The sequence below is a fragment of the Streptomyces sp. NBC_00539 genome (assembly GCF_036346105.1).
Taxonomy (GTDB): domain Bacteria; phylum Actinomycetota; class Actinomycetes; order Streptomycetales; family Streptomycetaceae; genus Streptomyces.
Map to the genome: position 1 here is coordinate 1,946,590 of NZ_CP107811.1, position 24,542 is coordinate 1,971,131.

General features: G+C 72.2%; 19 protein-coding genes. 4 read left to right on the forward strand and 15 right to left on the reverse strand.

What is annotated here, in order from left to right:
• Positions 1-101 precede the first annotated feature (101 nt).
• The 6 genes from OG861_RS08425 to OG861_RS08450 all read right to left on the reverse strand — a co-directional run bounded on the left by OG861_RS08425 (position 102) and on the right by OG861_RS08450 (position 9,690).
• Positions 102-1,676 (reverse strand): RNA polymerase sigma factor, encoded by a 1,575-nt coding sequence (locus OG861_RS08425; RefSeq protein WP_330261654.1) that lies wholly within the window; start codon positions 1,674-1,676, stop codon positions 102-104.
• A gap of 417 nt (positions 1,677-2,093) precedes the next feature.
• The gene (locus OG861_RS08430; protein ID WP_329198941.1) at positions 2,094-2,981 is read right to left on the reverse strand and encodes a FadR/GntR family transcriptional regulator; all 888 of its coding nucleotides are present in this window, start codon (positions 2,979-2,981) and stop codon (positions 2,094-2,096) included.
• Between the two features lie 204 nt (positions 2,982-3,185).
• A complete protein-coding gene (locus tag OG861_RS08435; RefSeq protein WP_330261655.1) occupies positions 3,186-5,165 on the reverse strand; it encodes an ATP-binding cassette domain-containing protein in 1,980 nt (659 codons plus the stop codon).
• Between the two features lie 248 nt (positions 5,166-5,413).
• The gene (locus OG861_RS08440) at positions 5,414-6,160 is read right to left on the reverse strand and encodes an NUDIX hydrolase (protein WP_329198937.1); all 747 of its coding nucleotides are present in this window, start codon (positions 6,158-6,160) and stop codon (positions 5,414-5,416) included.
• A gap of 69 nt (positions 6,161-6,229) precedes the next feature.
• Positions 6,230-8,194, reverse strand: coding sequence for a glycogen debranching N-terminal domain-containing protein (locus OG861_RS08445; protein ID WP_330261656.1), 1,965 nt, complete (start codon positions 8,192-8,194; stop codon positions 6,230-6,232).
• 233 nt (positions 8,195-8,427) lie between these two features.
• Positions 8,428-9,690 carry a DUF4192 domain-containing protein gene (locus tag OG861_RS08450; RefSeq protein WP_330261657.1) on the reverse strand — a complete coding sequence of 421 codons (1,263 nt, stop codon included), beginning with the start codon at positions 9,688-9,690 and terminating at the stop codon, positions 8,428-8,430.
• A gap of 123 nt (positions 9,691-9,813) precedes the next feature.
• Between OG861_RS08450 and OG861_RS08455 the strand changes: the two genes are divergently transcribed.
• Entirely contained in the window at positions 9,814-11,982 is a 2,169-nt protein-coding gene (locus OG861_RS08455; RefSeq protein ID WP_443064459.1) for a RecQ family ATP-dependent DNA helicase, read from the forward strand.
• 214 nt (positions 11,983-12,196) lie between these two features.
• Positions 12,197-12,826, forward strand: coding sequence for a hypothetical protein (locus tag OG861_RS08460; protein ID WP_330261659.1), 630 nt, complete (start codon positions 12,197-12,199; stop codon positions 12,824-12,826).
• A 122-nt stretch (positions 12,827-12,948) separates the two neighbouring features.
• On the opposite strand, the gene OG861_RS08465 is transcribed toward OG861_RS08460, so the two are convergent.
• The 3 genes from OG861_RS08465 to OG861_RS08475 form a co-directional block, all read right to left on the reverse strand.
• On the reverse strand, positions 12,949-13,611 hold the full coding sequence (locus OG861_RS08465) for a hypothetical protein (RefSeq protein WP_329198926.1): 663 nt from the start codon (positions 13,609-13,611) through the stop codon (positions 12,949-12,951).
• Between the two features lie 59 nt (positions 13,612-13,670).
• Entirely contained in the window at positions 13,671-14,381 is a 711-nt protein-coding gene (locus OG861_RS08470) for a ribonuclease HII (protein WP_330261660.1), read from the reverse strand.
• Between the two features lie 81 nt (positions 14,382-14,462).
• Positions 14,463-15,065: a TetR/AcrR family transcriptional regulator gene (locus tag OG861_RS08475; protein ID WP_330261661.1), complete on the reverse strand. Its 603-nt coding sequence runs from the start codon at positions 15,063-15,065 to the stop codon at positions 14,463-14,465.
• Positions 15,066-15,205: 140 nt separating this feature from the next.
• On the opposite strand from OG861_RS08475, the gene OG861_RS08480 reads away from it, so the two are divergent.
• The gene (locus OG861_RS08480; protein ID WP_329198920.1) at positions 15,206-16,759 is read left to right on the forward strand and encodes an MFS transporter; all 1,554 of its coding nucleotides are present in this window, start codon (positions 15,206-15,208) and stop codon (positions 16,757-16,759) included.
• 150 nt (positions 16,760-16,909) lie between these two features.
• Here the strand turns inward: OG861_RS08480 and OG861_RS08485 are convergent, their stop codons facing one another.
• The 5 genes from OG861_RS08485 to OG861_RS08505 form a co-directional block, all read right to left on the reverse strand.
• Positions 16,910-17,824 carry an ADP-ribosylglycohydrolase family protein gene (locus OG861_RS08485; protein WP_330261662.1) on the reverse strand — a complete coding sequence of 305 codons (915 nt, stop codon included), beginning with the start codon at positions 17,822-17,824 and terminating at the stop codon, positions 16,910-16,912.
• An 11-nt stretch (positions 17,825-17,835) separates the two neighbouring features.
• Complete coding sequence (locus tag OG861_RS08490; RefSeq protein WP_329198916.1) at positions 17,836-18,495, reverse strand: histidine phosphatase family protein; 660 nt, start codon at positions 18,493-18,495, stop codon at positions 17,836-17,838.
• Between the two features lie 72 nt (positions 18,496-18,567).
• Positions 18,568-19,173: a YdbC family protein gene (locus OG861_RS08495; protein ID WP_190186214.1), complete on the reverse strand. Its 606-nt coding sequence runs from the start codon at positions 19,171-19,173 to the stop codon at positions 18,568-18,570.
• Positions 19,174-19,205: 32 nt separating this feature from the next.
• Positions 19,206-20,054 carry an arylamine N-acetyltransferase family protein gene (locus OG861_RS08500; RefSeq protein ID WP_330261663.1) on the reverse strand — a complete coding sequence of 283 codons (849 nt, stop codon included), beginning with the start codon at positions 20,052-20,054 and terminating at the stop codon, positions 19,206-19,208.
• Positions 20,055-20,199: 145 nt separating this feature from the next.
• Entirely contained in the window at positions 20,200-21,009 is an 810-nt protein-coding gene (locus OG861_RS08505; RefSeq protein WP_330261664.1) for an amidohydrolase family protein, read from the reverse strand.
• A 71-nt stretch (positions 21,010-21,080) separates the two neighbouring features.
• Between OG861_RS08505 and OG861_RS08510 the strand changes: the two genes are divergently transcribed.
• Entirely contained in the window at positions 21,081-21,440 is a 360-nt protein-coding gene (locus tag OG861_RS08510; protein WP_330261665.1) for a MerR family transcriptional regulator, read from the forward strand.
• Between the two features lie 127 nt (positions 21,441-21,567).
• On the opposite strand, the gene OG861_RS08515 is transcribed toward OG861_RS08510, so the two are convergent.
• Positions 21,568-24,468 (reverse strand): vitamin B12-dependent ribonucleotide reductase, encoded by a 2,901-nt coding sequence (locus OG861_RS08515; protein WP_330261666.1) that lies wholly within the window; start codon positions 24,466-24,468, stop codon positions 21,568-21,570.
• Positions 24,469-24,542: the final 74 nt, after the last annotated feature.

The following is a 24,542-nucleotide window of genomic DNA, read 5'->3' on the forward strand; positions in this document are numbered from 1 at the left end:
ACTCTGGGTGTGCATGACTCCACCCAGAGTGGGATGCCCGGTGGCCGTGCGCACCCGCGCGGCCACCGGCGCCGCCCTGCCGCCATCTGTGGGCGGGCCGGTCAGTCGAGGTAGTCGCGCAGGACCTGCGAACGCGACGGGTGGCGCAGCTTCGACATGGTCTTGGACTCGATCTGGCGGATCCGCTCGCGGGTGACCCCGTAGACCTTGCCGATCTCGTCCAGCGTCTTGGGCTGCCCGTCGGTCAGGCCGAAGCGCATCGACACCACGCCCGCCTCGCGCTCGCTGAGCGTGTCGAGCACCGAGTGCAGCTGCTCCTGCAGGAGCGTGAAGCTGACGGCGTCGGCCGGGACCACGGCCTCGGAGTCCTCGATGAGGTCACCGAACTCGCTGTCGCCGTCCTCGCCGAGCGGGGTGTGCAGGGAGATCGGCTCCCGGCCGTACTTCTGGACCTCGATGACCTTCTCGGGGGTCATGTCGAGTTCCTTGGCCAGCTCCTCCGGGGTGGGCTCGCGGCCCAAGTCCTGGAGCATCTGGCGCTGCACACGCGCCAGCTTGTTGATCACTTCGACCATGTGCACGGGGATGCGGATGGTGCGGGCCTGGTCGGCCATGGCGCGGGTGATCGCCTGCCGGATCCACCAGGTCGCGTAGGTGGAGAACTTGTAACCCTTGGTGTAGTCGAACTTCTCGACGGCACGGATCAGGCCCAGGTTCCCCTCCTGGATCAGGTCCAGGAAGAGCATGCCGCGACCGGTGTAGCGCTTGGCGAGCGAGACCACGAGACGGAGGTTGGCCTCCAGCAGGTGGTTCTTGGCCCGGCGGCCGTCCTCCGCGATGATCTCCAGCTCGCGCTTGAGCTTGGGCGCCAGCTTGTCGGAGTTGGCCAGCTTGTCCTCGGCGAAGAGGCCTGCCTCGATCCGCTTGGCGAGCTCGACCTCCTGCTCGGCGTTGAGGAGGGGGACCTTGCCGATCTGCTTGAGGTAGTCCTTGACGGGGTCGGCGGTGGCGCCGGCCACGGCGACCTGCTGGGCCGGGGCGTCGTCCTCGTCGTCGGAGATGACGAAGCCCTTGTTCTCGCCGCCGTCCTCTTCCTCCTCCGACTCGGCCTTGACGGCGGGCCCCTCCTCGGGGGTCTCCTCGTCGGCTTCGTCCGCGTCCTTCTTGGCCGCGGTCTTCTTCGCCGCCGTCTTCTTGGCGGTGGCCTTCTTGGCAGGCGCGGTCTTCTTGGCCGCCGCCTTCTTCGCCGCGGTCTTCTTCGCGACGGGTTCGGTTCCGGGCTCCTCCACCAGGGCGTCGGCGGCGTCCGGCTCCGCCGTCGCGGGCTCCGGTGCCGCGGGCTCGGCGGCCGGCGCGGCCTCCGTCTTCGCCGCCACGGTCTTGGTCGCCGTCCGCTTGGCCGGGCTCTTCGCTGCGACGCTCTTGCGGGGGGTGCGCTTGGGCGACTCCGCGGCACTGACCATCAGCGTCACACCCTCTTCCTCGAGGATCTGGTTGAGGCTGCGCAGAACATTCTTCCACTGGGTCGCAGGAATCTGGTCAGCCTCGAAGGCCCGACGCACGTCATCGCCGGCGATCTGCCCCTCGGCCTTGCCCCGCTCGATGAGCGCCATCACAGACTCGGAATCGGCGATCTCCGGCGGGAGCGTACGGGATGTGCTGGCCGACACGAACAACCTCTCGGAACGATGGGAACGGCTTCCGACCCCGGCCTGGTGGTGCTGGACCGTGGCCGACGACCACCGACTGGGAATGGGCCGGGGGCGCGGGCAGGGGCCGGGGAGCTGCACAGCACCCGCAAGGGGCTGTCTTCCCTCCGTCGGCCATCACCTCTTGAGTCATCGCGTGACGTCGCGGAGCGTTACGCCCAATCTTCGTGGCCCGAGTCACACCACTTTTCCGCCAATGCCGGTCATACGGTCATACGCGCACTTCGTGAGGCTGTTCGTCAGGTTGCGCGGACCCCCCACACCGGTGTCGCCGGGTCCCAAGGGGGCCCGGCGACACGTGGTGGAACCCCGCGTGGTGAAAGCCGCCCGGTGCACCCCCGGCGCGCCCGCGGGTCGGCCTCCCAGTGCTCGCGCGTCGGCCTCTCAGTGCTCGCGCGGGGCCGGGACCACGCGCTCGACCTCCGGGTGCACGGTGAGCAGCTGACGCATGGCGTTCTCGGCGCCGACCGCGTCCCCGGCCGCGAGCGCCTCGACCATGCGGGCGTGGTGCGCGACGCAGGTCTCGCTGGGACGGTCGCAGGCAGTGACCGGGCTGCCGGAGACCTGGAGGGCGGCGCCGACGATGCCGGAGAGGTGCTCCAGCATGCGGTTGCCCGCGACCTGGATGAGCAGCGCGTGGAACTCGTTGTCGGCGCGGGCGAAGGTGATCGCGTCCCCCTGGCCGAGGGCGTGGCCCATGATCTCGACCATGTCGGCGAGCCGCTGCTGGATGTCGGGGCGGCCGTGACCGGCGGCGAGGCGGGCGGCCAGCGGTTCGATGGTCCAGCGGAGCTCGTTGAGCTCGCGGCGCTGGTCGTCGCGCTGGGGGCCGAACGCCCGCCACTCGATGATGTCGGGGTCGAGCAGGTTCCAGTCGGCGACCGGGCGGACCCGGGTACCCACGTTCGGGCGGGCGCTGACGAGGCCCTTGGCCTCCAGGACGCGCAGTGACTCGCGGACGACCGTCCGCGAGACCTCGAAACGCTGGCCGATCTCCTCGGGGACCAGGGGACGGTCCGCTCCGAGGTCGCCGGAGACGATCATCTGGCCGAGCTGCTGGACGAGTTGGCCGTGCAGTCCGCGGCCCCGGCTGCCTGCCGCTCGGCGGCCGACGCGGCTCAACTCGACGTCGGCGCCGTCCCAGTGGGGTGGCCCGACCCGGTCGGACCCGGGGGTCTCCGCGAAGGGGTAGCGGTCGAGTTCGCCCGGGCCTGCGAGACCGGAGTCGGCGTGGCGGGCGGCGGTCATCATGGTGTGCGCAAGGGTACTCACGAATCCTTTGTCGGCTGTGCCCCCACCACCCTTGAGGTCTTTGGTGAAAAGCACACGAAAGGGTGATCGGTGCCACCTACTCAATTGACGACTTATCGTAAAGAACCGGGCCTATTGCGGGGAGTTGCGATCCCTTTCGCGTGATGCGGACTCCAACGATCCCGATCGCGCCCGTCCCGCTCCGGAACGGTCAGCATCGGTCTCTCACCAGCGCACTCGGCCACGCAGTCCTGTGAACCCATAGGCGCACAACAGGACGATCAACGACAACACCAGAGCCGTCCCGACGGGTTGGGCCATCATCCGCAGGACGCCCAGTACCAGACGGTCCGCCTCGGGGGGCCAGTGCGCCGCGGACATCCCCCGCAGCCGCGGGACGATCCCGTCCGCCGGGTACGCGGACGGCCCGGCCAGCACCTTGCGCACCAGGGGGACGACCGCCACCGGCACTGCGAGCACCGCGGCCAGGCCGGCCGCCGTGGAACGGAAGACGGCGGAGGCCAGGACCCCGGCCCAGGCGCAGCCCGTGAGCAGGCCGGCCCAGCTCACGGCCGGGATGATCCACTGCGCCGGCGAGCGCAGGGGGGCCGCTCCGAAGACCAGCTGGACGGCGCAGGCGTCGGCGAGGAGGGCGAGGGCGCCGATCAGGAGGGCGAGGGCGGAGCAGACGCCGAGTTTCGCGGTGAGCAGCCCCAGCCTGCGCGGCACGGTGCCCCGGGCCGCCGCCAGCGCGGGGTAGCGGTACTCCTCGCCGAAGGCCAGGGCGCCGAGGAGTCCCGCGCCGAGGGCGGCGGGCGGCAGCGGAAGCAGCTCGGGCCAGGCAGCGAGCATCCGGTCGCGGGGGGCGGCGCCGGTCCGGGCGAGCAGTACGGCGGTGATCACGGAGGCGGCGATCACCACGGCCGCGGTGAGCCAGGGGGTGGCGGTGCCGAAGACGCGGAGCAGCTCGTAGCGCAGGGGACGCAGCGGGCCGCCGACCCTGCGGACCGCCGAAACCACGAGATCTGCGCCGCGGGTGCGTTCCAGGGCGGCCGGGACGTCCGGGAGCGCGGCATGAGCATCGCCGCCGTCCTGGGCGGGCCCGGTCGCAGACCAGCTGCCGGCCCAGGATTCGGCGGGCAGTCCGGGGCCGCCGGGGAAGCCCGACACGGCGTGCACGTCGGGGGTGACCTGAGACCCGGCCTGATGCCCGGTCTCCCCTCGCGTCTCCGCACAGGCGTCGATGCGCACCTCGGCGCGGGCGTCGGTGGCGCGGGCCTCGGTGCGGGCCTGCGGGACGGGCCGGGTGGGTGTCCCCGCGTCGCCCGCATCACCGGCGTCCCCGGTTTCGTCGGCGAGCTGGTGGACCAGGACCCCGTTGCGGAAGGCCGCTTCGCCGACCTCCGCGCAGTTGCTGCCGTACACGGACAGGCGGGTACCGCTCTCCGCGACGATCTCGACGGCGCGCTGGGCCGCCCGGGCCTCGCGCCCCAGTACGTCGGCCAGCCGGGCCGCGTGCGGGGTGCGTACGGCGACCCTCGGCCGGAGCCGGGTCCGGGCGAAGTCGGCGGCGTCCTGGTCGGCGACGAGCCGGCCCGCCTCGATGGAGACGACCCGGTCGGCGCCTCGCGCGGCTTCCTTGGCGTCGTCGGTGGTGAAGAGCACCGCGCCACCGAGGGAGGCGTGTCTGCGCAACAGCCCGTACAGCCAGCTGCGTTCGCGTGGGGACAGGTCGGCGGCGGGCTCGTCGAGCAGTAGTGTGCAGGGGTCGGCGAGGAGCGCCGCGGCGAGTGCGAACCGGCGCTCCATCGCGCGCGAGAGGGAGCCGAGCCGGTGGTCGCGCAGGCCGGCGATGCCGACGACCTCCAGCATGGTGTCGGCCCGGGCGGCCGGCACACCGGCGGCCGCGCAGAGCATCCGCAGCTGGTTGCGCACGGTACGCGACGGGTTGCCGGGCACGTCCCCGAGCAGGACTCCGACCTCACGGCCGGGCTGCGGGACCTGGTGCAGCGGGCGGCCCCGGAAGTAGGTGACGCCGCGGCCCGGTTCGAGTTCGAGCATGAGCCGCAGGGCGGTGGTCTTGCCCGAACCCGGCTCGCCGAGCAGGGCGGTCACGCACCCGGGGCGGGCCTCGAAGGTGAGGTCGTCCACGGCGGGCGGAAGGTCTCGGCGGGGTGTGCTGGTGAGTCCGATGGCCTGGAGCATCGCTTCTCTCGCGGGGGGTGAGACCGCTCTGCGGCAGGATGAGTACCGCAAGCAAGATAACGCGATATGTCCGATTTTCGGGGCAGGCGAGCCGTGGACTCGGCCGTGTCGCCCCGCGAGCACGCCCCGTCGGGGGTGAGCCCGGCGATCCGGGGTGGGGCGGTGGCTCGCCCCGGAAGGGGCCGGGTCGGGAGGAGCCGGGCCGGGAGGAGCCGGGCCGGGGTCGCGGGGCGTCAGACCTCGGGGCGTCAGACCTCGGGGCGCAGCATCGGCGGGTTGAGCAAGGTGGCCCCGCCGGCCCGGAACAGCTGGGCGGGGCGACCCCCCTGACGGGTCGTGGTCCCTCCGGCCGGCACCAGGAACCCGGGGGTCCCGGTGACCTTGCGGTGGAAGTTGCGCGGGTCGAGCGCCACGCCCCACACGGCTTCGTAGACCCGCCGCAGTTCACCGACCGTGAATTCCGGCGGGCAGAAGGCCGTGGCCAGGGAGGAGTACTCGATCTTGGAGCGGGCCCGCTCCACACCGTCCGCGAGGATCCGCTCGTGGTCGAAGGCCAGCCCCGCGGAGGCCTGTTCCCCGGCCGCGAGGAGTTCGTCGACGGGAGCCCAGCGCGCGCTGTTGGCGTCACCGCCCGCCCTGGGCGCCGGCAGGTCCGGCGCGAGGACCAGGTGCGCCACGCTGACCACCCGCATCCGGGGGTCCCGCTTCGGGTCTCCGTAGGTGGCGAGCTGTTCGAGGTGAGCGCCGTTGCCCACGCCCGGAACCTCCGGATCGTGCGCGCACAGGCCGGTCTCCTCGGAGAGTTCCCTGGCCGCGGCTGCCGCCAGATCCTCCTCGTCGCGCACGAAGCCGCCGGGCAGGGCCCAGCGTCCCTGGAACGGCTGCTCACCTCGCCGGACGACCAGCGCGCAGAGCGCGTGGCGCCGTACGGTGAGCACGACCAGGTCGACGGTGACGGCGAAGGGCGGAAAGGCCGACGGGTCGTAGGGCGACATGCCGCGATCATAGTCGTCTGCCTGACGATAAACAGAGCTTTGGTGAGCCCGGAGACGGTGATCCGGAGCTCAGCCTCCAAGTTGCAGCGCATCGGCCGCCTCCTCCACCATGCCGAGCCCCAGACGGCTGACGCGTACGGCGAAGGGTTCCCCGGCCACCCGCAGCCCCGAAAGCCGCAGGGCGCCGAGCGGGGCGCCCGCGAGCGGTGCGAGCGCGACCGTTCCGGCCGGGGCGTCCGGGCGGATCCCGGCGAGCGCCGTCAGGACGTGGATGCCGGCCGCTGCCGCGACCGCGGCGGGGCGGCAGGCCGCGGGGTGCGGGAAGGGGGCGCTGCCCGCGGTGCGCTGCTCCGCCGCGTACATCTCCGGCAGCCGGTACCCGAACCTCTCCGCCGCGTCGAGCAGGCCCCTCAGCAGCCCGGCGGCCTCCTTCTCGAAGCCGGCCTGGGCCAGGGCCGCCACCGCGACCGCGCTCTCGTGTGCCCGCACCGCGCCGGAGCGGTGGCCGAAGGGATTGTGGCCCGGTTCGCGGGCGGCCATGCTCCGCAGGCCCCAGCCGCAGTCCATGGCGGGGGCTCCGAGCAGCCGGGCGAGCTGTTCGGTACGTACCCGGTCGAGCAGGCCGGGGGCGAGCCGCGCGCCGCCCAGCAGTCCGGTGTCCAGCAGGTGGGCGGCGGCGCCCGTCAGCCGGGGCAGCGGCCGCCCGTCGGGGTGCAGGGCCGCGGCCGGGCGCCCGCCGTCGGGGCCGTCGACCCAGAACGCGGTCCGGAACCTGGCCCGCAGTTCGCCCGCCCACTCCCGCCACTCCCCGGCCCCGTCCCGCCCGAACCCGGCGAGCAGGTCGGCCCCGAGCAACGCGGCCCGGTGCGCGTGGGCCTGGGTTTCGCAGCGCCGGGGTCCCGGGTCGGGGTCGGGCAGGAAGCCGTCTTCGCCCATGGCACCGCGCAACCACCCGAGGCAGCGCTCGGCGGCCGGCAACAGCCGGGCCACCTCCGCCTCGGGCAGCCCCCAGCGCCACGCTTCGGCCAGCACCGCCGGGAAGGCGAGGGTGGCCTCCGTACCGGTGCAGCCCGGCGGCAGCTGCGGACCGGCCCCGCGCAGCGGCCCGGGGATCTTCCCCGCGTCGGGCCCCCGTCCGGTCTGGGTCCGGGCCAGGATGCGCAGGGTGGCTCCGGCCAGGCCGGTGCCGAGCGGCAGCGCCATCCGGGCGGCCCACAGCGATTCCGCCGGGGCGAGGCCGAGCCGCCAGGGCACCCCGGCCGCGGCGAAGGCGTCACCCGGATCGGCGGGGTCCCGCAGGAGCAGGGCGCCCAGATCCTCGGCGCTGGTCCGGAACCAGGCCTGCGCCCTCGGGTCGTCGCCCTCGGCCCGGGCTCCGGACAGCGGGTTGGCCACCTGCCCGGCCGGGGCCCGCGCGGTGCGGTCCCCGGTGGTGCGCAGCTCGATGGTGCGGGATGCGCCCGGCCCCAGTTCGAGCTGCCAGCGGAGCAGGCCCGAGGAGGCGAGCACGTCGTCGGGAGCCGGCTCGGCGACGGTGACGGCATGCGCCTCACCGGTGCTCCAGCGCAAGCCGGCGGCGTGCACCCCCGCGGGCAGCTCCGCTCCGGCACGGCCGGCCGCCACCGCGGCGAGTTCCGCCAGGTCGGAGCCGAGCGCGAGCTCCACGGGCAGGCGCACCGGCCGAGCCGCGTAGCTGTGCAGGGTGATCCGTTCGGTGCCGTCCGCGTGGCGGACCCGCTCGACCCCGATGTCGGGGTCGGGGCCGGACTCGGCTCCGGTGCGGACGGTGGCGGTGAAGGCCGCCCGGTCCGCCCCGAGGCTGCGCCCCTGGACGGCGACCGGATCCCGGCCGCCGACGCGCAGGACGCACCGGGAGAGCAGCCGGCGCCCCGCGCGGTAGATCCCGTCGAGCCCCCGACCGGTCAGTTGACCGTGCTCGGGCGAGATGACCAGGCAGGGCGCGGCGACGCAGATGACGGCCCCGTGCACGGGCGGCAACTCGGGCCTGCGGGCCGGGGGTACGGGCTGAGCCATGCGTCGCCTTGTCTGCGCTCCGGTCGGTTTCGCTGGTCGGCGGGGCCGGTCACCCACCACCCCCCAGCTGAACGTCCCTACCCCTGCCCGGGTCACGGGCCCCGCCGACGCCCGAGCTTTGCGCCCGTCCGACGAGCCGCCCCCGGCGCTCCCCCACCCGAGCCGTAAGCCGCCCAACGCCAGGTCGATCCCCCGTCCGGCTCGCGAGCAGCCGGGGGCCCCACGCTGCCGGTTCACCGGTCGCTCCCCGCGCCCCGGCGGGAGGGGCGGCGGTCCGTCCTCGGGCGACGGCCGGCCGGGCCGGTGCCGGCGGCGGGCCGCTTGCGGCGCGGCTCACGGCGCCTGCGTTCCTGCCGCAGGCACTCCCTGAGCCCCTCCGGGTCGATGCCTTCGTTGCAGGCGTGGTGGAGGAGCTGGGCGAACCTGTAGTCGGCGTCCGCCTGCAGGGCGAGCCCGAGCGCGATCCGTGCGGTCGGCTCGTCCCCGGTGGACCAGGACACCCAGCCCGCCAAGGTCAGCGGGGCGGCGGCGTGTTCCCCGTACGCCCCGACGCAGCGCCGGGCCAGGGCACGCCACAGCCGCAGGGCCACGCCCGCCTCCTCGTCCTCCATCCATTCGGCGGCGATGTCGCGGACCTCCCGGTCCTGGAGGCCGATGATCACCGCGGCGGCCTCGTCGTGGCCGAGCAGGGCGTCGTCCCAGCCGTCGGCGCCGGGGCCTGTCCCGGCGGGCGGCGCGAGGGTCATGCGCCGCATCAGGGTCCGGGCCATCGCGAGGGTCTGCGCCCCGACCTCCTCCCGGCTCGTCCCGTCGAGGATCTTCGGGACCAGGGCGACGGCGGCGCGTTCCAAGGCCTTCTCCTGCTCGACGGCTTCCGCCCCTCCGAGAGGTGCCAGGCGGGCCTCGATCTCCTTGAGGGATCCGCGGACCTGGATCCCGGCGAAGGTGGCTGCGGCGGCCATGACCGAGGTGCCCGGCAGGGCCATCGGGTTGCCTTCCGCCGGACAGCAGCGCTCGTCGGGACAGGTGTAGGACCAGTAGCGGCCGCCGGAGAGGCACAGGGCTTCCAGGACGGGCACGTCGAGCGCCCCACAGGCGAGCCGCAGCCGGTGGGCGAGCGGCCGCAGCCGGGTCATCACCCGCTGCGCGCTCTCCCCGGCGAGCGGGTCCCGGCAGAGGAAGACGACGATGCCGTCGGGCTTGCCGCCCCGGCGCTCGCTGCCCCGGATCAGGGTTTCGGCGGCCTGCCGGGCGGTGTCCTCCCATTCCGGGGGCGCCGCCGGGATGCCCACCCGGAGACGGCCGCCGAAGCGCCCGCCGTCGCCGTGGACGGCGACCAGTACCAGCGAGTCCGTCGGGTGGAAGCCGAGCATGTAGGGCAGTGCGTCGGCCAGCTCGGCCGGGCTGCGCAAGGTGATCTGGGAGGGCGTGGGTGATCCGGACGGGCTGGTGGACCGCCGTCCGGACGGACTGGGTGATTCGTTGTTCTTCGTCATGCGTCGACGGTCCCGCGCCTGATCATTTCGCGAAAGGCCTGTGGATAACTCCCCGACCCGTTCAGATTTCAACATCCACAGGCCGGGTGCGGCATTGGCGCGATGTCAGAGGCATCGGGTTGCATGGGGGGCATGAACGCAGACCTGAGGTCCTCGGCCGATTCCGTACTCGCCCGTCTGGTGGGCGACGCCACGGGCACCGCGCGGCTGCGCGAGGACCAGTGGCGGGCGATCGAAGCCCTCGTCGCGGACAAGCGGCGTGCGCTGGTGGTCCAGCGCACGGGCTGGGGCAAGTCGGCGGTCTACTTCGTCGCCACCTCGCTGCTGCGGGCGAGCGGAGCCGGTCCGACCGTGATCGTCTCCCCGCTGCTCGCGCTGATGCGCAATCAGGTCGAGGCGGCAGCCCGGGCGGGGATCCACGCCCGCACCATCAATTCCGCCAATCCCGAGGAGTGGGAAGGGATCCAGGCCGAGGTCGCGGCCGGCGAGGTCGATGTCCTCCTGGTGAGCCCGGAACGGCTCAACAACCCGGACTTCCGGGACCAGGTGCTTCCCAAGCTGTCCGCCGCCACGGGCCTCCTCGTGGTCGACGAGGCGCACTGCATCTCCGACTGGGGGCACGACTTCCGCCCCGATTACCGCCGGCTGCGCACCATGCTGGCCGATCTCCCGCCGGGCGTCCCCGTGCTGGCCACCACCGCCACGGCGAACGCCCGGGTCACCGCCGACGTCGCCGAGCAGCTGGGCACCGGCGCCGGAACGGACGCCCTGGTGCTGCGCGGGCCGCTCGACCGGGAGAGCCTGAGCCTGTCGGTACTGTCCCTTCCCGACGCCGCGCACCGGCTCGCGTGGCTCGCCGACCACCTCGGCGAGCTCCCCGGGTCCGGGATCATCTACACGCTGACCGTGGCGGCCGCCGAGGAGGTCACCGCCTACCTGCGCCACCGGGGCCACACGGTCTCCTCGTACACGGGCAAGACCGAGAACGCCGACCGGGAGCAGGCCGAGAACGACCTGCAGGCCAACCGCGTCAAGGCCCTCGTCGCCACGTCCGCCCTCGGCATGGGCTTCGACAAGCCCGACCTGGGTTTCGTGGTGCACCTGGGATCGCCCTCCTCCCCCATCGCCTATTACCAGCAGGTGGGTCGCGCGGGCCGTGGCGTGGAGCACGCGGAGGTGCTGCTCCTGCCGGGCCGTGAAGACGAGGCCATCTGGCAGTACTTCGCCTCCGTGGCCTTCCCGCCGGAGGAGCAGGTGCGCCGGACGCTGGACGTACTGGCCCAGGCGGGGCGGCCGTTGTCGCTCCCCGCGCTGGAGCCGCTGGTCGACCTGCGGCGCACCCGCCTGGAGACGATGCTCAAGGTCCTGGACGTGGACGGCGCCGTACACCGGGTGAAGGGCGGTTGGACCTCGACGGGTGAAGCGTGGACCTACGACGCCGAGCGCTACGCGTGGGTGGCCCGGCAGCGGGCGGCCGAACAGCAGGCGATGCGCGACTACGCGTCGACCACCGCGTGCCGGATGGAATTCCTGCGCCGCCAGCTCGACGACGAGGAAGCCGTGCCCTGCGGCCGCTGCGACAACTGCGCGGGAGCCCGCTTCACCGCGGAGGTCTCCAGCACCGCCCTGGACACCGCCCGAGGTGAACTGGGGCGCCCCGGCGTCGAACTGGAGCCCCGCAAGATGTGGCCGACGGGCCTCACGGCCGTGGGCGTGGACCTCAAGGGCCGTATCCCGGCCGGGGAGCAGGCTTCCACAGGGCGTGCGCTCGGCCGGCTCTCCGACATCGGCTGGGGCAACCGGCTGCGCCCGATGCTCGCCCGGCAGTCGCCCGATCAGCCGGTTCCGGACGATGTCGCGCAGGCGGTGGTCGCAGTGCTCGCCGACTGGGCCCGGGGCCCGGGCGGTTGGGCTTCGGGGGCTCCTGCCGCCCCCGCACGACCGGTCGGGGTCGTCGCGTTGCCCTCGCGCAGCCGTCCGCAGCTGGTCGGCTCCCTGGCGGCGCGGATCGCCGAGGTCGGGAGGATGCCGCTGCTCGGAGCGCTCTCCTACACGGACGCGGCACCGGAGTTCGGCCTTCCCTCCTCCAACAGCGCCCAGCGCGTCCGAGGGCTCCATCTGGCCTTGACCGTACCTCCTGCCCTGGCTGCGACACTGGCGCAGGCGGACGGTCCGGTGCTGCTCGTGGATGACCGCGCGGAGAGCGGCTGGACGCTCGCGGTGGCCGCCCGGCTGCTCCGCCGGGCGGGCGCGAAGGAGGTGTTCCCCCTGGTGCTGGCGCTCCAGCCATAACGAATGCGTCATGCACGGCGTGGCGGGGCAAGGATATGAACGGCATACCGGCGAATTCCGGTCGGTGGCCCCAAATGCTCATTGCCCCACGCTCGCGGGCCACGCGAGAATCGGAGAGCTCCCGCTCGGCTCGTCGGCACTCCCCAGGGCCGTGCCGCGGCGCGCCCACATCCCAGCCGTGCCCGTCCGCGGGCGTGTACCCGAAGGGAGGACCGTGACCATCGGATTCGCCCCGCCCTCGACCACGTCCCTGATCACGGCCACCGGCGGCGCCAGCCGGCACGGCAGACTGCTCGAACCCGCCGAATGGTCGGCGGCGGGGGTGCCCCTGCTGAGCAATCCGCGCGAGGTCGTCAGCGGGCTGCACTCCAGGCACCACCCCGTACCGTCCACCGCCGTGATCGCCGTGCTCGACCCGGAGGAACGGCTGGTGGCGAGCGCCTCGTTCGTGCAACGGTCGGCCTCGGCCGACGGCTGGGAGTACCGCAACGCCCTTCTGTCCCGGCTGCGTCGCGTCCTGCCGCACGACCTGCGGCGCCGGACCCCCGTGCGCACGGCGGTGCTCTTGTACTGCCGTGAGGGCGACGAGCGGTGGACCGAGGAGGACGGCGCCTGGATGTGGGGGCTGCGGGACGCGTGCACCCTGCACGGGTTGCGCTGCGGTGCGTACATCACGCTGACGCACGGGGGCTGGCACGTGCTCGGCGAAGGCCGCGGCGGCCGCAGACCCAGTTCGGACTCCCGCCCCGAGTTCCTCGGCGCCACGTCGGCCGAACCGGCCCGGGCGCCCCTGCGCACCGGCGGCGGCTCGGCCGAGGCGTTGCGTCACACCGCCGCACGCTGAGCCCGTCGCCGGCCCGGTGCGGCTGTAGCACTCCGCCCGGGCCCGGCCCGGCGGCGCGGGGCTGCAGCGGGGCCGACTCCCGGCCCGCCCCGCTCTCCCCGCCCGTACCGGAGTACGGGCCGTCAGACCCCCGCGCCGAGCACGGAGTTGATCTGCTGCGCGTCGCCGCACACGATCAGCAGCGCACCAGCCCGGGCGAGCGCGACCGGCAGCGCGCCGGCCACCGCGTCGAGCGGACCGCCGTTGGCCGCGAAGACCACGACCGGACGGCCCGCGGCGCGTTCGGCCTGCGCCGCGTCCGCGTAGAAGACGTCGTCCCGGGCATCGTGCTGCGCCCAGTACTCGGCCTCGCCGAAGGACAGTTCGTGGGCGGCCCACGGGTGCGGGTCGCCGGTGGTGAGCACCAGGATGTCACCGGGCGCGCGCCCGGTGTCGAGCAGTAGGTCGACGGCCTCTTCGGCCGCGTCCAGCGCACCCTCGGCCGAGGCCGGGATCAGCTGGACCTGGGGCACCGCCGCCGAGACGGACGGCGTGGTGGGGGCTGCGGCAACGGGTCCGGGGGTGGTGGCCTGCGCCGCACGCTGCACGGGCGGGGCGGGCCTGGGGACGCCTCCCGCGCGGCCGGCCGCTGCGGGGGAGGGACCGGGGCGCCCGGGCCGGGGTACGGCTGCGGGACGCGGACCAGGTACGGGGCGGGGGGTCTGCGCGGTGCGGCTCGCGGCCGGCGTGACGCGGGGACCCTGGGCACTCTCGTGAATCTGAGGCTCCTCGGGGGTGAGAGGCATGAGTTGACATCTATCAAACACCGGTACGAAACGTACCGGCGTATGGCACGTGGACGCGATCAGAAATCGAAGCCGAGTTGGCCTCCGTTTTCCAGCTCCGTCGATTCCTCGCTGCGGCGCACCTTCTTGAGGTGCCGCCACCGGGGCAGCGCGTCGAGGTACGACCACGAGAGCCGGTGGTACGGGGTGGGGCCCAGCTCCTCCAGGGCCGCCCGGTGCACGGGCGAGGGGTAGCCGGCGTTCGCGCCGAACGCGAACTCCCTTATCGCGTCGACCTGTTCACCGAGTTCGGCCATCATCCGGTCGCGCCGGACCTTGGCGATCACCGAGGCCGCGGCGACCGCGACACAGGACTGGTCCCCCTTGATCACCGTACGGACCCGCCAGGGCGACCCGAGGTAGTCGTGCTTGCCGTCGAGGATCACCGCGTCCGGCCGCACCGGCAGGGCCTCCAGGGCGCGCACCGCCGCGAGCCGCAGGGCGGCGGTCATGCCCAGCTCGTCGATCTCCTCCGGCGAGGCGTGCCCGAGGCCGTGGGCGGTGACCCAGCCCTCCAGGATGTCGAGCATCGCGTCCCGGCGCTTGGGGGTGAGCAGTTTGGAGTCGGTGAGTCCCGCGGGCGGCCGGCGCAGGCCGGTGATCGCCGCGCACACGGTGACCGGACCGGCCCAGGCCCCTCGTCCGACCTCGTCGACCCCGGCGATGACCTTGGCGCCGGTGGTGGCACGGAGGGAGCGCTCGACGGTGTGGGTGGGTGCTTCGTACGGCATGGCGCCAGCAAGGGTACGCCGCCCCGCGCCGCCTGCACACCCCGCCCCGGGACGGGGACACGGGCCGGGTTGCCCGCGGGGTCACACCCGGAGCATCGGCACCATCACCTGGTCGATCAGCTGAGCGACGTCCTGGTCTCCCCATTCGCTTCCGTACATCTTTGCGCGGTACATCAGCATGGCGGGAATGACGTCGACAATGAACGGAATGTTCGCGTCCGCTCGCACTTCCCCCCGCTCGATGCCGCGCCGCACAAGGGCTTGGATCACTCCCTGGGCGGGTTGGTGCAGCCCGTTCCAGATCACGCCGCGGAACCGGTCCGCATTGTCGGGGTCGCATTCGTGAAGTACCGCACGCAGGGCAACGCCGGCGCGTGAGCGCATCACGTCACACATCCGCACACACAACCCGTAGAGGTCATCGCGGATCGACCCGGTGTCCGGGATCCGGCCCAGCGGCGGCAGTCCGGCGCCGAGCACCTCGGCCACGAGCGCGGCCTTCGACGGCCAGCGCCGGTACAGCGCCGCCTTCCCCGTCCGCGCGGCGGCCGCGACGCCCTCCATCGTGAGCGCGTTCCAGCCAACGGTGCTCAGCTGCTCCAGCGCCGCGTCCAGGATGGCCCGTTCGAGCTCCGGGCCCCTCCTGCGCCCCGCAGGCGCCTGCGACCAGGGGGAACCCGTCATGCTCCATACCTCCGACCGGCCAGCGCGCCCAGCGCACGCATTTTCGGCCTTAGTGAACGCTTGCGTTCACTAAATGTAGCTCCTACGGTGGTGCGCGAGTGAACGGATGCGTTCACTATTTCACTTCGGGGGGATCCTCAGTGACAAGCGTTCAACTCGACAAGCCGCGGATATCGGGAGCCGCCCGCCACCCGGGCCGACCCGGTGTGGCGCTCGCGGTGATCGCCGCGTGCCAGCTCATGGTCGTGCTCGACGCGACGATCGTGAACATCGCGCTGCCCCACATCCAGACCGCGCTCGCCTTCTCCACCACCGACCTGTCCTGGGTGCTCAGCTCCTACACCCTCACGTTCGGCGGCCTGCTCCTGCTCGGCGGCCGGGCCGGCGACATCCTGGGCCGGCGCCGGGTCTTCATGACCGGAATCCTGCTCTTCACCCTTGCCTCCCTCCTCGGCGGATTCGCCCAGGAACCCTGGCAGCTCCTGGCCGCCCGCGCCCTCCAGGGAGTCGGCGGCGCCATCGCCTCGCCGACCTCGCTGGCGCTGATCACCACGACGTTCGCGGAAGGTCCCGAACGCAACCGGGCCTTCGGCGTGTTCGCCGCCGTCTCGGCCGGCGGCGGCGCGATCGGCCTGCTGGCCGGCGGCATGCTGACCGAATGGCTCGACTGGCGCTGGGTCCTGTTCGTCAACGTGCCGATCGGCGTCCTGATCGCCGTCCTCGCGCCGCTGTTCATCAGCGAGTCGGAACGCCACCCGGGCCGTTTCGACATCGCCGGGGCGCTCACCTCCACCGGTGGCATGGCCTCGCTGGTCTACGGATTCATCCGCGCGTCCGAGGACGGGTGGCGCGACTCGCTCACGATCGGCTCCTTCGCCGCCGCGCTGGTGCTGCTCGCGCTGTTCGTCGTCATCGAGTCCAGGGCGCGCGAACCCATCATCCCGCTGCGGATGTTCGCCGACCGCAACCGCGCCGGCACCTACGTGATCATGCTCGGCCTGGCCGCGGCGATGTTCGGCATGTTCTTCTTCATCGTCCAGTTCGTGCAGAACGTGCTCGGCTTCTCACCGATCCAGTCCGGTCTCGGCTTCCTGCCCGTGACCGTCGCCATCGTCACGGCCGCCGGGCTCTCGCAGCGGTTCCTGCCCCGCTTCGGCCCCAAGCCGTTCATGGTCGCCGGGTCCGCGCTCACCGGTTCGGGCCTGGCCTGGCTGAGCTTCATCGAGACGGACAGCTCGTACGTGTCCGGGGTGCTCGGGCCGATGGTGCTGTTCGGCTTCGGCATGGGCCTGAACTTCGTGACCCTCACCCTCACCGCCGTCTCCGGGGTTGCACCCCGCGAGGCGGGCGCGGCCTCCGGGCTGCTCAACGCCAGCCAGCAGGTCGGCGGCTCGCTCGGCCTGTCCATCCTGGTCACCGTCTTCGGCACCGCGAGCCGTGACGAGGCCACCAAGCAGGTCCCGGCCTTCATGGCGAAGGCGGACCCCGGTCAGCTGGCCGCGTTCAAGGAGACCCATCGGCTGCCCGACCCGTGGGGCGACCTCGTCCTCACGCAGGGCATCTCCACCGCCTTCCTGGCGGCCGTCGCGATGGCGGGGCTCGCCCTGGCGACCGCGCTCCTGGTGATCCGGGTACGCAAGAGCGACCTGGAGGCCCTCAGCGGAACCGCCGCCGAGGCCGGTCCGACGGCCTGAGGGGGCAAAACCGTACGCAGGCCCGGGCGCCCCGGAACATCCGGCGCGCCCGGGCCGCATTGCGCGTCGCCGCCTTACCCGCCCGGCCGCGTTGCACGCCCGGGGCTCCTCCTCACGCGTCGCCGCACTATGCGCCGGGCGCCCCGGCCCTCAGCGCGGCGCGTCCGGCAGCCACGCCGGGAGGGGCTCGGTCCGCGCCAGCCACGCCTGCGGCAGCACCGCGTCGCCGCGCGCGCCCAGGACACCGCCGACGATGGCGCACGTCGTGTCCACGTCCCCGCCCACCTGTGCGGTGGTCCAGAACGCCCGCTCGTAGTCGTCCAGCGAACGCGCCGCCGACCACAGGGCGAACGGCACCGTGTCGTGGGCGCTGGTGCGCCGGCCGCAGCCCAGGACCGCCGCGACCGTGGTGGCGTCGCCGTAGTCCAGCATGTCCCGCGCCCGCCGCAGCCCCGCGCCCACGGCGCTGCGCGGCACCAGCGCGATCACGCCGTCCAGCAGGTCGGCGGCCTTCGGCGGCCCGGCGTCGTCCGCCGCGAGCGCGGCCGCGGCGGCTACGGCCATCGCCCCGCACACCGCCTCGCGGTGCTGGTGGGTGGTGTACGCGGAGATCTCCGCCTGGTGCGTGGCCTGCTCGGGATCGTCCGCGTACCAGGCGCCGAGCGGTGCGATGCGCATGGCGGCGCCGTTGCCCCAGGAGCCCTGCCCGTTGAAGAGCTCGGCCGCCAGGGTGCGCCAGTCCTCGCCCTCCCGGATGAGCCGCAGCATCCGGTTGACGGCGGGCCCGTAGCCGCGGTCGAAGTCGTGGTGGTGGGCGAAGGAGGCGGCCAGCGCGTCCTGGTCGATGCGCCCGTGGTCGGCGAGGACGGCCATCACCGAGCAGGCCATCTCGGTGTCGTCGGTCCACTGCCAGGTCTCGCTGCCCGCGGGCAGCTCGCGCCGCTTGAGCAGTGGGTAGTTCACGGGGACGAAGTACTGGGAACCCAGGGCGTCCCCCAGGGCCAGCCCGCGAAGGCTGGACATGGCGCGTGCGTAGCGCCTCTCGGGAGTGGAGTCAGCGGTCATCGCACGTCACTTTAGTCGTCGAGGTCGTAAGGCTCCGGTGTGGTCCACCGCTCAAACGGGCGGTCCAGGCGGTACCGGCCGTCCGGACCGAGCACGAGTGTCCTGAATTCACCGTTCCCCGGGTTGCTCAGGGCCTCGAACTCGGCCACCGACCAATGGAACCAGCGCATGCAGAACAGCCGCATCGTCAGGCCGTGCGTCACAAGCAGCACGTTCTCGGGATGGTCGGGAGCCTCGAAGCTGCGGTACAGGCTCTCCAGGAAGGACCCGACCCGGTCGTACACGTCGGCGCCCGACTCGCCCTGCGCGAAGCGGTAGAAGAAATGCCCGTACGCGTCCCGGTACGCCTTCTGCAGGCGCACGTCGTCGTGGTCCTGCCAGTTCCCCCAGTCCTGTTCGCGCAGCCGCGGTTCCTCCCGCATGCGGACCCGCGTCGGGTCCAGCCCCAGTTCGCGGAAGGTCTGCAGGGTCCGGCGGTAGGGGGAGACGTAGGCGCTGATGCGCTCGTCTCCGAACAGGTCGCGCAGCCGTGCGCCGGCCTGCCGGGCCTGCTCGCGCCCGGTCGGCGTCAGCCGCAGGGCGTGGTCGGGCTCCCGCTCGTACACCGTGTCATCGGCATTGCCCTGGGATTCCCCGTGCCGGACGAGGACGATGCGCCGTGGTCGTACCATTCCACGACCTTATTCGGCCACCGGCGCGTGATTCGAACGGGCACGCCGGTCAGAGCGCCGCTCGTCCTACGGTCATACCGTCCACGAGGGTTCGAGGTCGACGACGTCACCGGTCAGCGCCTCCACGTCGGCCTCGGTCTGCGCGCGCAACGAGAGCCGCTCGACCCGCTCCTGCCGGTACTTGCCGTGTTCGGCGGCCGCCCGCCACATCGACAGCACCAGGAACTCCCGCCCCGGGGCTTCCCCGAAGAGGCCGCGGATCATGCCCGGCGACCCTGCCATGGCCGGGTTCCAGACCTTCTCCTGCATCAGTGCGAAGTGCTCCACCCGCCCCTCACGCACCCGGGTGTGGGCGACCCGGACCACGTCGGCGTCGGAGAAACGCGGCTCGAAACCGGTCTTCACGTCGAAGCGGTAGTCGAAGAGCGTGACCCGCGCGTCGGTGAAGGTGCCGTTCTGGGAGGCGGCCAGCCGGTCGTGCGACCGTGCCATGAAGGAGTCGTAGAAGGACCGGCTCTCCCAGAACGCGAAGACGTGCGCCACCCCCTGCCGGCCCCGGCTCCATCCGCCGCCCTGCCCCCGGAATCCGGGCTCGCCCGGCAGCCCCGCCCATTTGCGCTGCCCACGCTCGAACCCGCGTCGGTCCGTCACCGTGCAGCGAATCCACTTGACCAGCACCGCGCCATCGTACGGGCCCGGCGCGGCCCGGGTCAGTCCTCGGCGCGGAAGATCCCCACGAGATCAGCCGCGTCCCGCTCGGACAGCCGAAGGCCGAACTCCCGGGCGAGCGAAGGGATCACCTCATCGGCAGTCACGGTCCGGCTCTCCACCCGCCCGTCCGGGTACCAGCGGGTCAGCTCGCGGCCCAGGAGAGCCACCCGCACGTCCTCGCCGGGCAGTTGGACGATGACCTTGCCGAGGAAGGCCGAGCGCGGGTGCGAGGAGCTGTAGTGGTTCAGCACCACGTAGTCGACGGGGTGGTAGGGCTGCGGGGTGAAGGCGTAGAGGTCGCGCCAGGTGCCCTCGCGCAGCCAGCGCAGGACGAGGAGCCCGTCCTCCTCCTGGTGGACGGCGTACGTCCACTCCCCCTGCCGCACTTCGGCACCGGGCCGCCCGAGCGGGACGGGCTCGAACGGTCCGGGATACCCGTATCCCGCGTCGCACAGCCAGGGTTCACCCTCGACGGTGACGACGAGGACGGCGTGCGTCACCGGCAGCAGGGTGTCCCCGCGGGCCCTGTTGCGGGCGCCGCGCCCGGCCACCTCGAAGCCGATCCGCTGGAGGGCTGCGGCCAGCAGCGAGTTCTGCTCGTAGCAGTAGCCGCCGCGGCGGCGGTGCACGAGCTTGTCCTGCAGCGAGGTGACGTCCAGCTCGACGGGGCGGCCGAGCGTGACGTCCAGGCTCTCGAAGGGTATGGCGGCGGTGTGCGCCCGGTGCACTGCGTACAACGTCTCCAGGTCGGGCCGCAGTTCCCCTCGCGCGCCTTCGCCTTCGCCGCCCTCCCCGATGCCGATCCGCGCCAGATACGCGTCGAGGTCCAGCTCGTCACCGCTCCACATGGCTCTCCCACTCCCCCGTGTGAAATCCGGGAGCCGCGGCGATCACCACGCCCCCGCACCATGATCGTCCCGCGGCCCCGCACCCGCCACCCCCTTCCCCCCGGCCCCGCGCCGCCCTCCGGCCCCCGCGCCCCCGGTCGTGCGCTCAGAGGTCGAGCAACTCCGCGAGGGTGCCGCCGAGGACGCGATCGCGCAGCGCTCCCGGGCTGGTCACTCGTTCCACGGTGGCGCGGGCGAGGAACGGGTCACCATAGGGCGCGTCCGAACCGAACAGCGTGCGGTCAGGCACCTCGCCGATGGCCAGCCGCACCGCGAAGATGATGTTCGCCGTCGACAGTTCCAGGTACATGTTCGGGGTGTCCCGGGCCAGCTCGATGGCCGTCAGCCAGTTCGTTCCGCCGAGTTGGCTGATCACCAGGGGAACGCTCGGGTGGCGGCGCGCGAGAGCGGCGAGGGCGGCCAGGTCTGACGCCGTGGTCGGCGCGAACCCGTGCACGACCACCGGCAGCCCACCGTGATCGGCGGCCGCCCGCAGGACCGGCTCGATCAGACCGGCCCCGCCCGGTGGCGGAGTCAGCTCACCGACCCCCCGAAAGCCCCGGCCGACGACCTCCCGCTCGACCTCCGCCGCGATCTGCTGAGCCGGCAGCTCCAGGCGGACCTTCCCGAAGCCGATGAAACGGTCGGGATGCGCCGCGCATGCCGAGGCGTGTTCCTCCCGTGCCGCCTCGTAGCCGTCCGGCCCGTCCGAGCGGCCGCTGATCGTCTCGTCCAGCACACTCATCTCGTGCCGGAACGAGGCCAGATCGGTGGCCCGCTCCGGATGCGGCCGGGTGCCGAAGAGCACGGCACGGTCGACTCCTGCCTCGTCCAGCAGGGCGATGTGGCTGTCCACGGGATCGTGGACGTGGCTGTGCGCATCGATGATCAACGGATGCTCCTGGTCGGGGCCCATGACGGTGACGGAATGCCGCCGCCCGTCCCATCGTTGAAGGCTGACACCATGACAAGGTCAAGCCGGCGGAGATGGCGATGTTGATCGGGCAGTTGGCCAAACGGACCGGGACGAGCGAGCGCCTGCTCCGCTACTACGAACGCGTCGGCCTCCTCACCTCGGTTCGCCAGGCCAACGGATACCGCGACTACGACGATGCGGCCGAGCAGAGGGTCAGGCAGATCCGCTCCCTGCTGGCGGCCGGGCTGCCCACCAGCTTGATCCGGCAGGTGCTGCCCTGTGCACTCGCCGACGGCTCCCTCCGTCCGTGCCCGGGAGTGCTGGACAAGCTCCGCGCCCAACTCGACCGCCTCGACCAGCGCGCGCAGGACTTGGCACGAGCCCGCCGAACCCTGCACCTGGCCATTACGGAAGCAGAACGAGCCGCATAGCAGCACGGTGCGCCGGGGCAAGGCCGCACTCGGCAGGACAGCCGCGTCGGCAAAACGCAGGTGGGGTGTCCGCGTTGTGCGGACACCCCACCCGAGCTGCTGATTCACGCCCTACGAGGGCTCACGATCAGCTGCAACCGCTGGTCGAGCCGCAGCCCTCGCAGATGTAGCAGGAGCCGGCGCGCTGCATCTTCGTACCGCAGGAGAAGCACAGCGGGGCGTCGGCCGAGACGCCGAGCTGCATCTCGACGAGTTCGGCGCTGGAGTGCGCCGTCTTCGGGGCCGGGACCGTGACCGGGGCGGCAACGGCAGGCTTCGGCTGCTCCGAGGGGACGGCCGCGAGCGGGGCCGACTGGGCCAGCGACTCGGTGTCCAGTTCCTCCTCGTCCATCGGCTCGTACGAGCCGGTGTCGAGGTGGCGCTGACGCTCTTCGGCGGTGTGGATGCCGAGCGCCGAGCGGGTCTCGAACGGCAGGAAGTCCAGCGCCAGGCGGCGGAAGATGTAGTCGACGATCGACTGCGCCATCCGCACGTCCGGGTCGTCCGTCATGCCGGCCGGCTCGAAGCGCATGTTCGTGAACTTCGAGACGTAGGTCTCCAGCGGCACGCCGTACTGGAGGCCGACGGATACGGCGATCGAGAAGGCGTCCATCATGCCCGCGAGGGTGGAACCCTGCTTGGACATCTTGAGGAAGACCTCGCCCAGGCCGTCGTCCGGGTAGGAGTTCGCGGTCATGTAGCCCTCGGCGCCGCCGACCGTGAACGAGGTCGTGATCCCCGGGCGGCCCTTCGGCAGGCGCTTGCGGACCGGGCGGTACTCGATGACCTTCTCGACCGCTGCCCGGATGGTGTCCTCCGCCTTGGCGGTGACCTCCTCCTTCTCCTCTTCCTTCTTCTTGGCGGAGAGGGGCTGGCCGACCTTGCAGTTGTCGCGGTAGATCGCGAGCGCCTTGACGCCCATCTTCCACGCCTCGAAGTAGATCTCCTCGATCTCCTCGACGGTCGCCGACTCCGGCATGTTGACCGTCTTGGAGATCGCGCCGGAGATCCACGGCTGGATCGCGGCCATCATGCGCACGTGGCCCATCGGGGAGATGGAGCGCTCGCCCATGGCGCAGTCGAAGATCGAGTAGTGCTCGGTCTTGAGGCCCGGGGCGTCGACGACCACACCGTGCTCGGCGATGTGGGAGACGATCGCCTCGATCTGCTCCTCCTGGTAGCCCAGGCGGCGCAGGGCCTGCGGGACGGTGCCGTTGACGATCTGCATCGAGCCGCCGCCGACGAGCTTCTTGAACTTGACCAGGGCCAGGTCCGGCTCGACACCGGTGGTGTCGCAGGACATCGCCAGACCGATGGTGCCGGTCGGGGCGAGGACGGAGGCCTGGGAGTTGCGGAAGCCGTTCTTCTCGCCGAGGCGCAGGACGTCCTGCCAGGTCTCGGTGGCCGCCGCCCAGATCGCGTTGTCCAGGTCGTCGGTGCGCGGTGCGACGGCGTTCGCGTCGGCGTGCTGCTTCATCACGCGCTTGTGCGACTCGGCGTTGCGGGCGTAGCCGTCGTACGGGCCGACGATCGCGGCCAGCTCGGCGGAGCGCCGGTACGCCGTACCGGTCATCAGCGAGGTGATCGAGGCGGCGAGGGTGCGGCCGCCGTCCGAGTCGTAGGCGTGGCCCGTGGCCATCAGCAGGGCGCCGAGGTTGGCGTAGCCGATGCCGAGCTGGCGGAAGGCGCGGGTGTTCTCGCCGATCTTCTGCGTCGGGAAGTCCGCGAAGCAGATCGAGATGTCCATCGCGGTGATGACCAGCTCGACGACCTTGGCGAAGCGCTCCGCGTCGAAGGACTGGTTGCCCTTGCCGTCGTCGTGGAGGAACTTCATGAGGTTCAGCGAGGCGAGGTTGCAGGACGTGTTGTCCAGGTGCATGTACTCGCTGCACGGGTTGGACGCGGTGATGCGGCCGGACTCGGGGCAGGTGTGCCAGTTGTTGATCACACCGTCGTACTGGATGCCCGGGTCGGCACAGGCCCACGCCGCCTCGGCGAGCTTGCGGAAGAGCGCCTTGGCGTCGACCTTCTCGATGACCTCGCCGGTCATGCGGGCACGCAGGCCGAACTCGGTGCCGTTCTCGACGGCCGTCATGAACTCGTCGTTCACGCGGACGGAGTTGTTGGCGTTCTGGTACTGGACGGACGTGATGTCGTCGCCGCCCAGGTCCATGTCGAAGCCCGCGTCGCGCAGGGCGCGGATCTTCTCCTCTTCCTTCACCTTGGTGGCGATGAAGTCCTCGACGTCCGGGTGGTCGACGTCCAGGACGACCATCTTGGCCGCCCGGCGCGTGGCGCCGCCCGACTTGATCGTTCCTGCGGACGCGTCGGCGCCCCGCATGAAGGAGACCGGGCCGGAGGCGTTGCCACCGGAGGAGAGGAGCTCCTTGGAGGAGCGGATGCGGGAGAGGTTCAGGCCGGCGCCGGAGCCGCCCTTGAAGATCATTCCCTCTTCCTTGTACCAGTCGAGGATCGACTCCATGGAGTCGTCGACGGCCAGGATGAAGCAGGCGGAGACCTGCTGCGGCTGGGGCGTTCCGACGTTGAACCACACCGGGGAGTTGAAGCTGAAGATCTGGTGCAGGAGGGCGTACGTCAGCTCGTGCTCGAAGATCTCGGCATCCGCGGGCGAGGCGAAGTAGTCGTAGTCCTCGCCGGCCTTCGTGTAGGTCTTCACGATCCGGTCGATGAGCTGCTTCAAACCGGTCTCGCGCTGCGAGGTGCCGACCGCGCCGCGGAAGTACTTGCTGGTGACGATGTTGACCGCGTTCACCGACCAGAAGTCGGGGAACTCGACGCCACGCTGCTCGAAGTTGACCGAGCCGTCGCGCCAGTTGGTCATGACGACGTCACGGCGCTCCCAGCTCACCTCGTCATACGGGTGCACGCCCGGGGTGGTGTGGATGCGCTCGATCCGCAGGCCGCTCTTGGCAGCCTTGGTTCCCTTGGCGCGGGAACCTCGTGCCGAGCCGCTCGCCGTCTCTGTCATGCCGCCTCCCATATGCGGGCAAAAACGCCCTGATGTGCCAGCGATATTCCGCAGCACGGTGCCGTGTGTCTGTA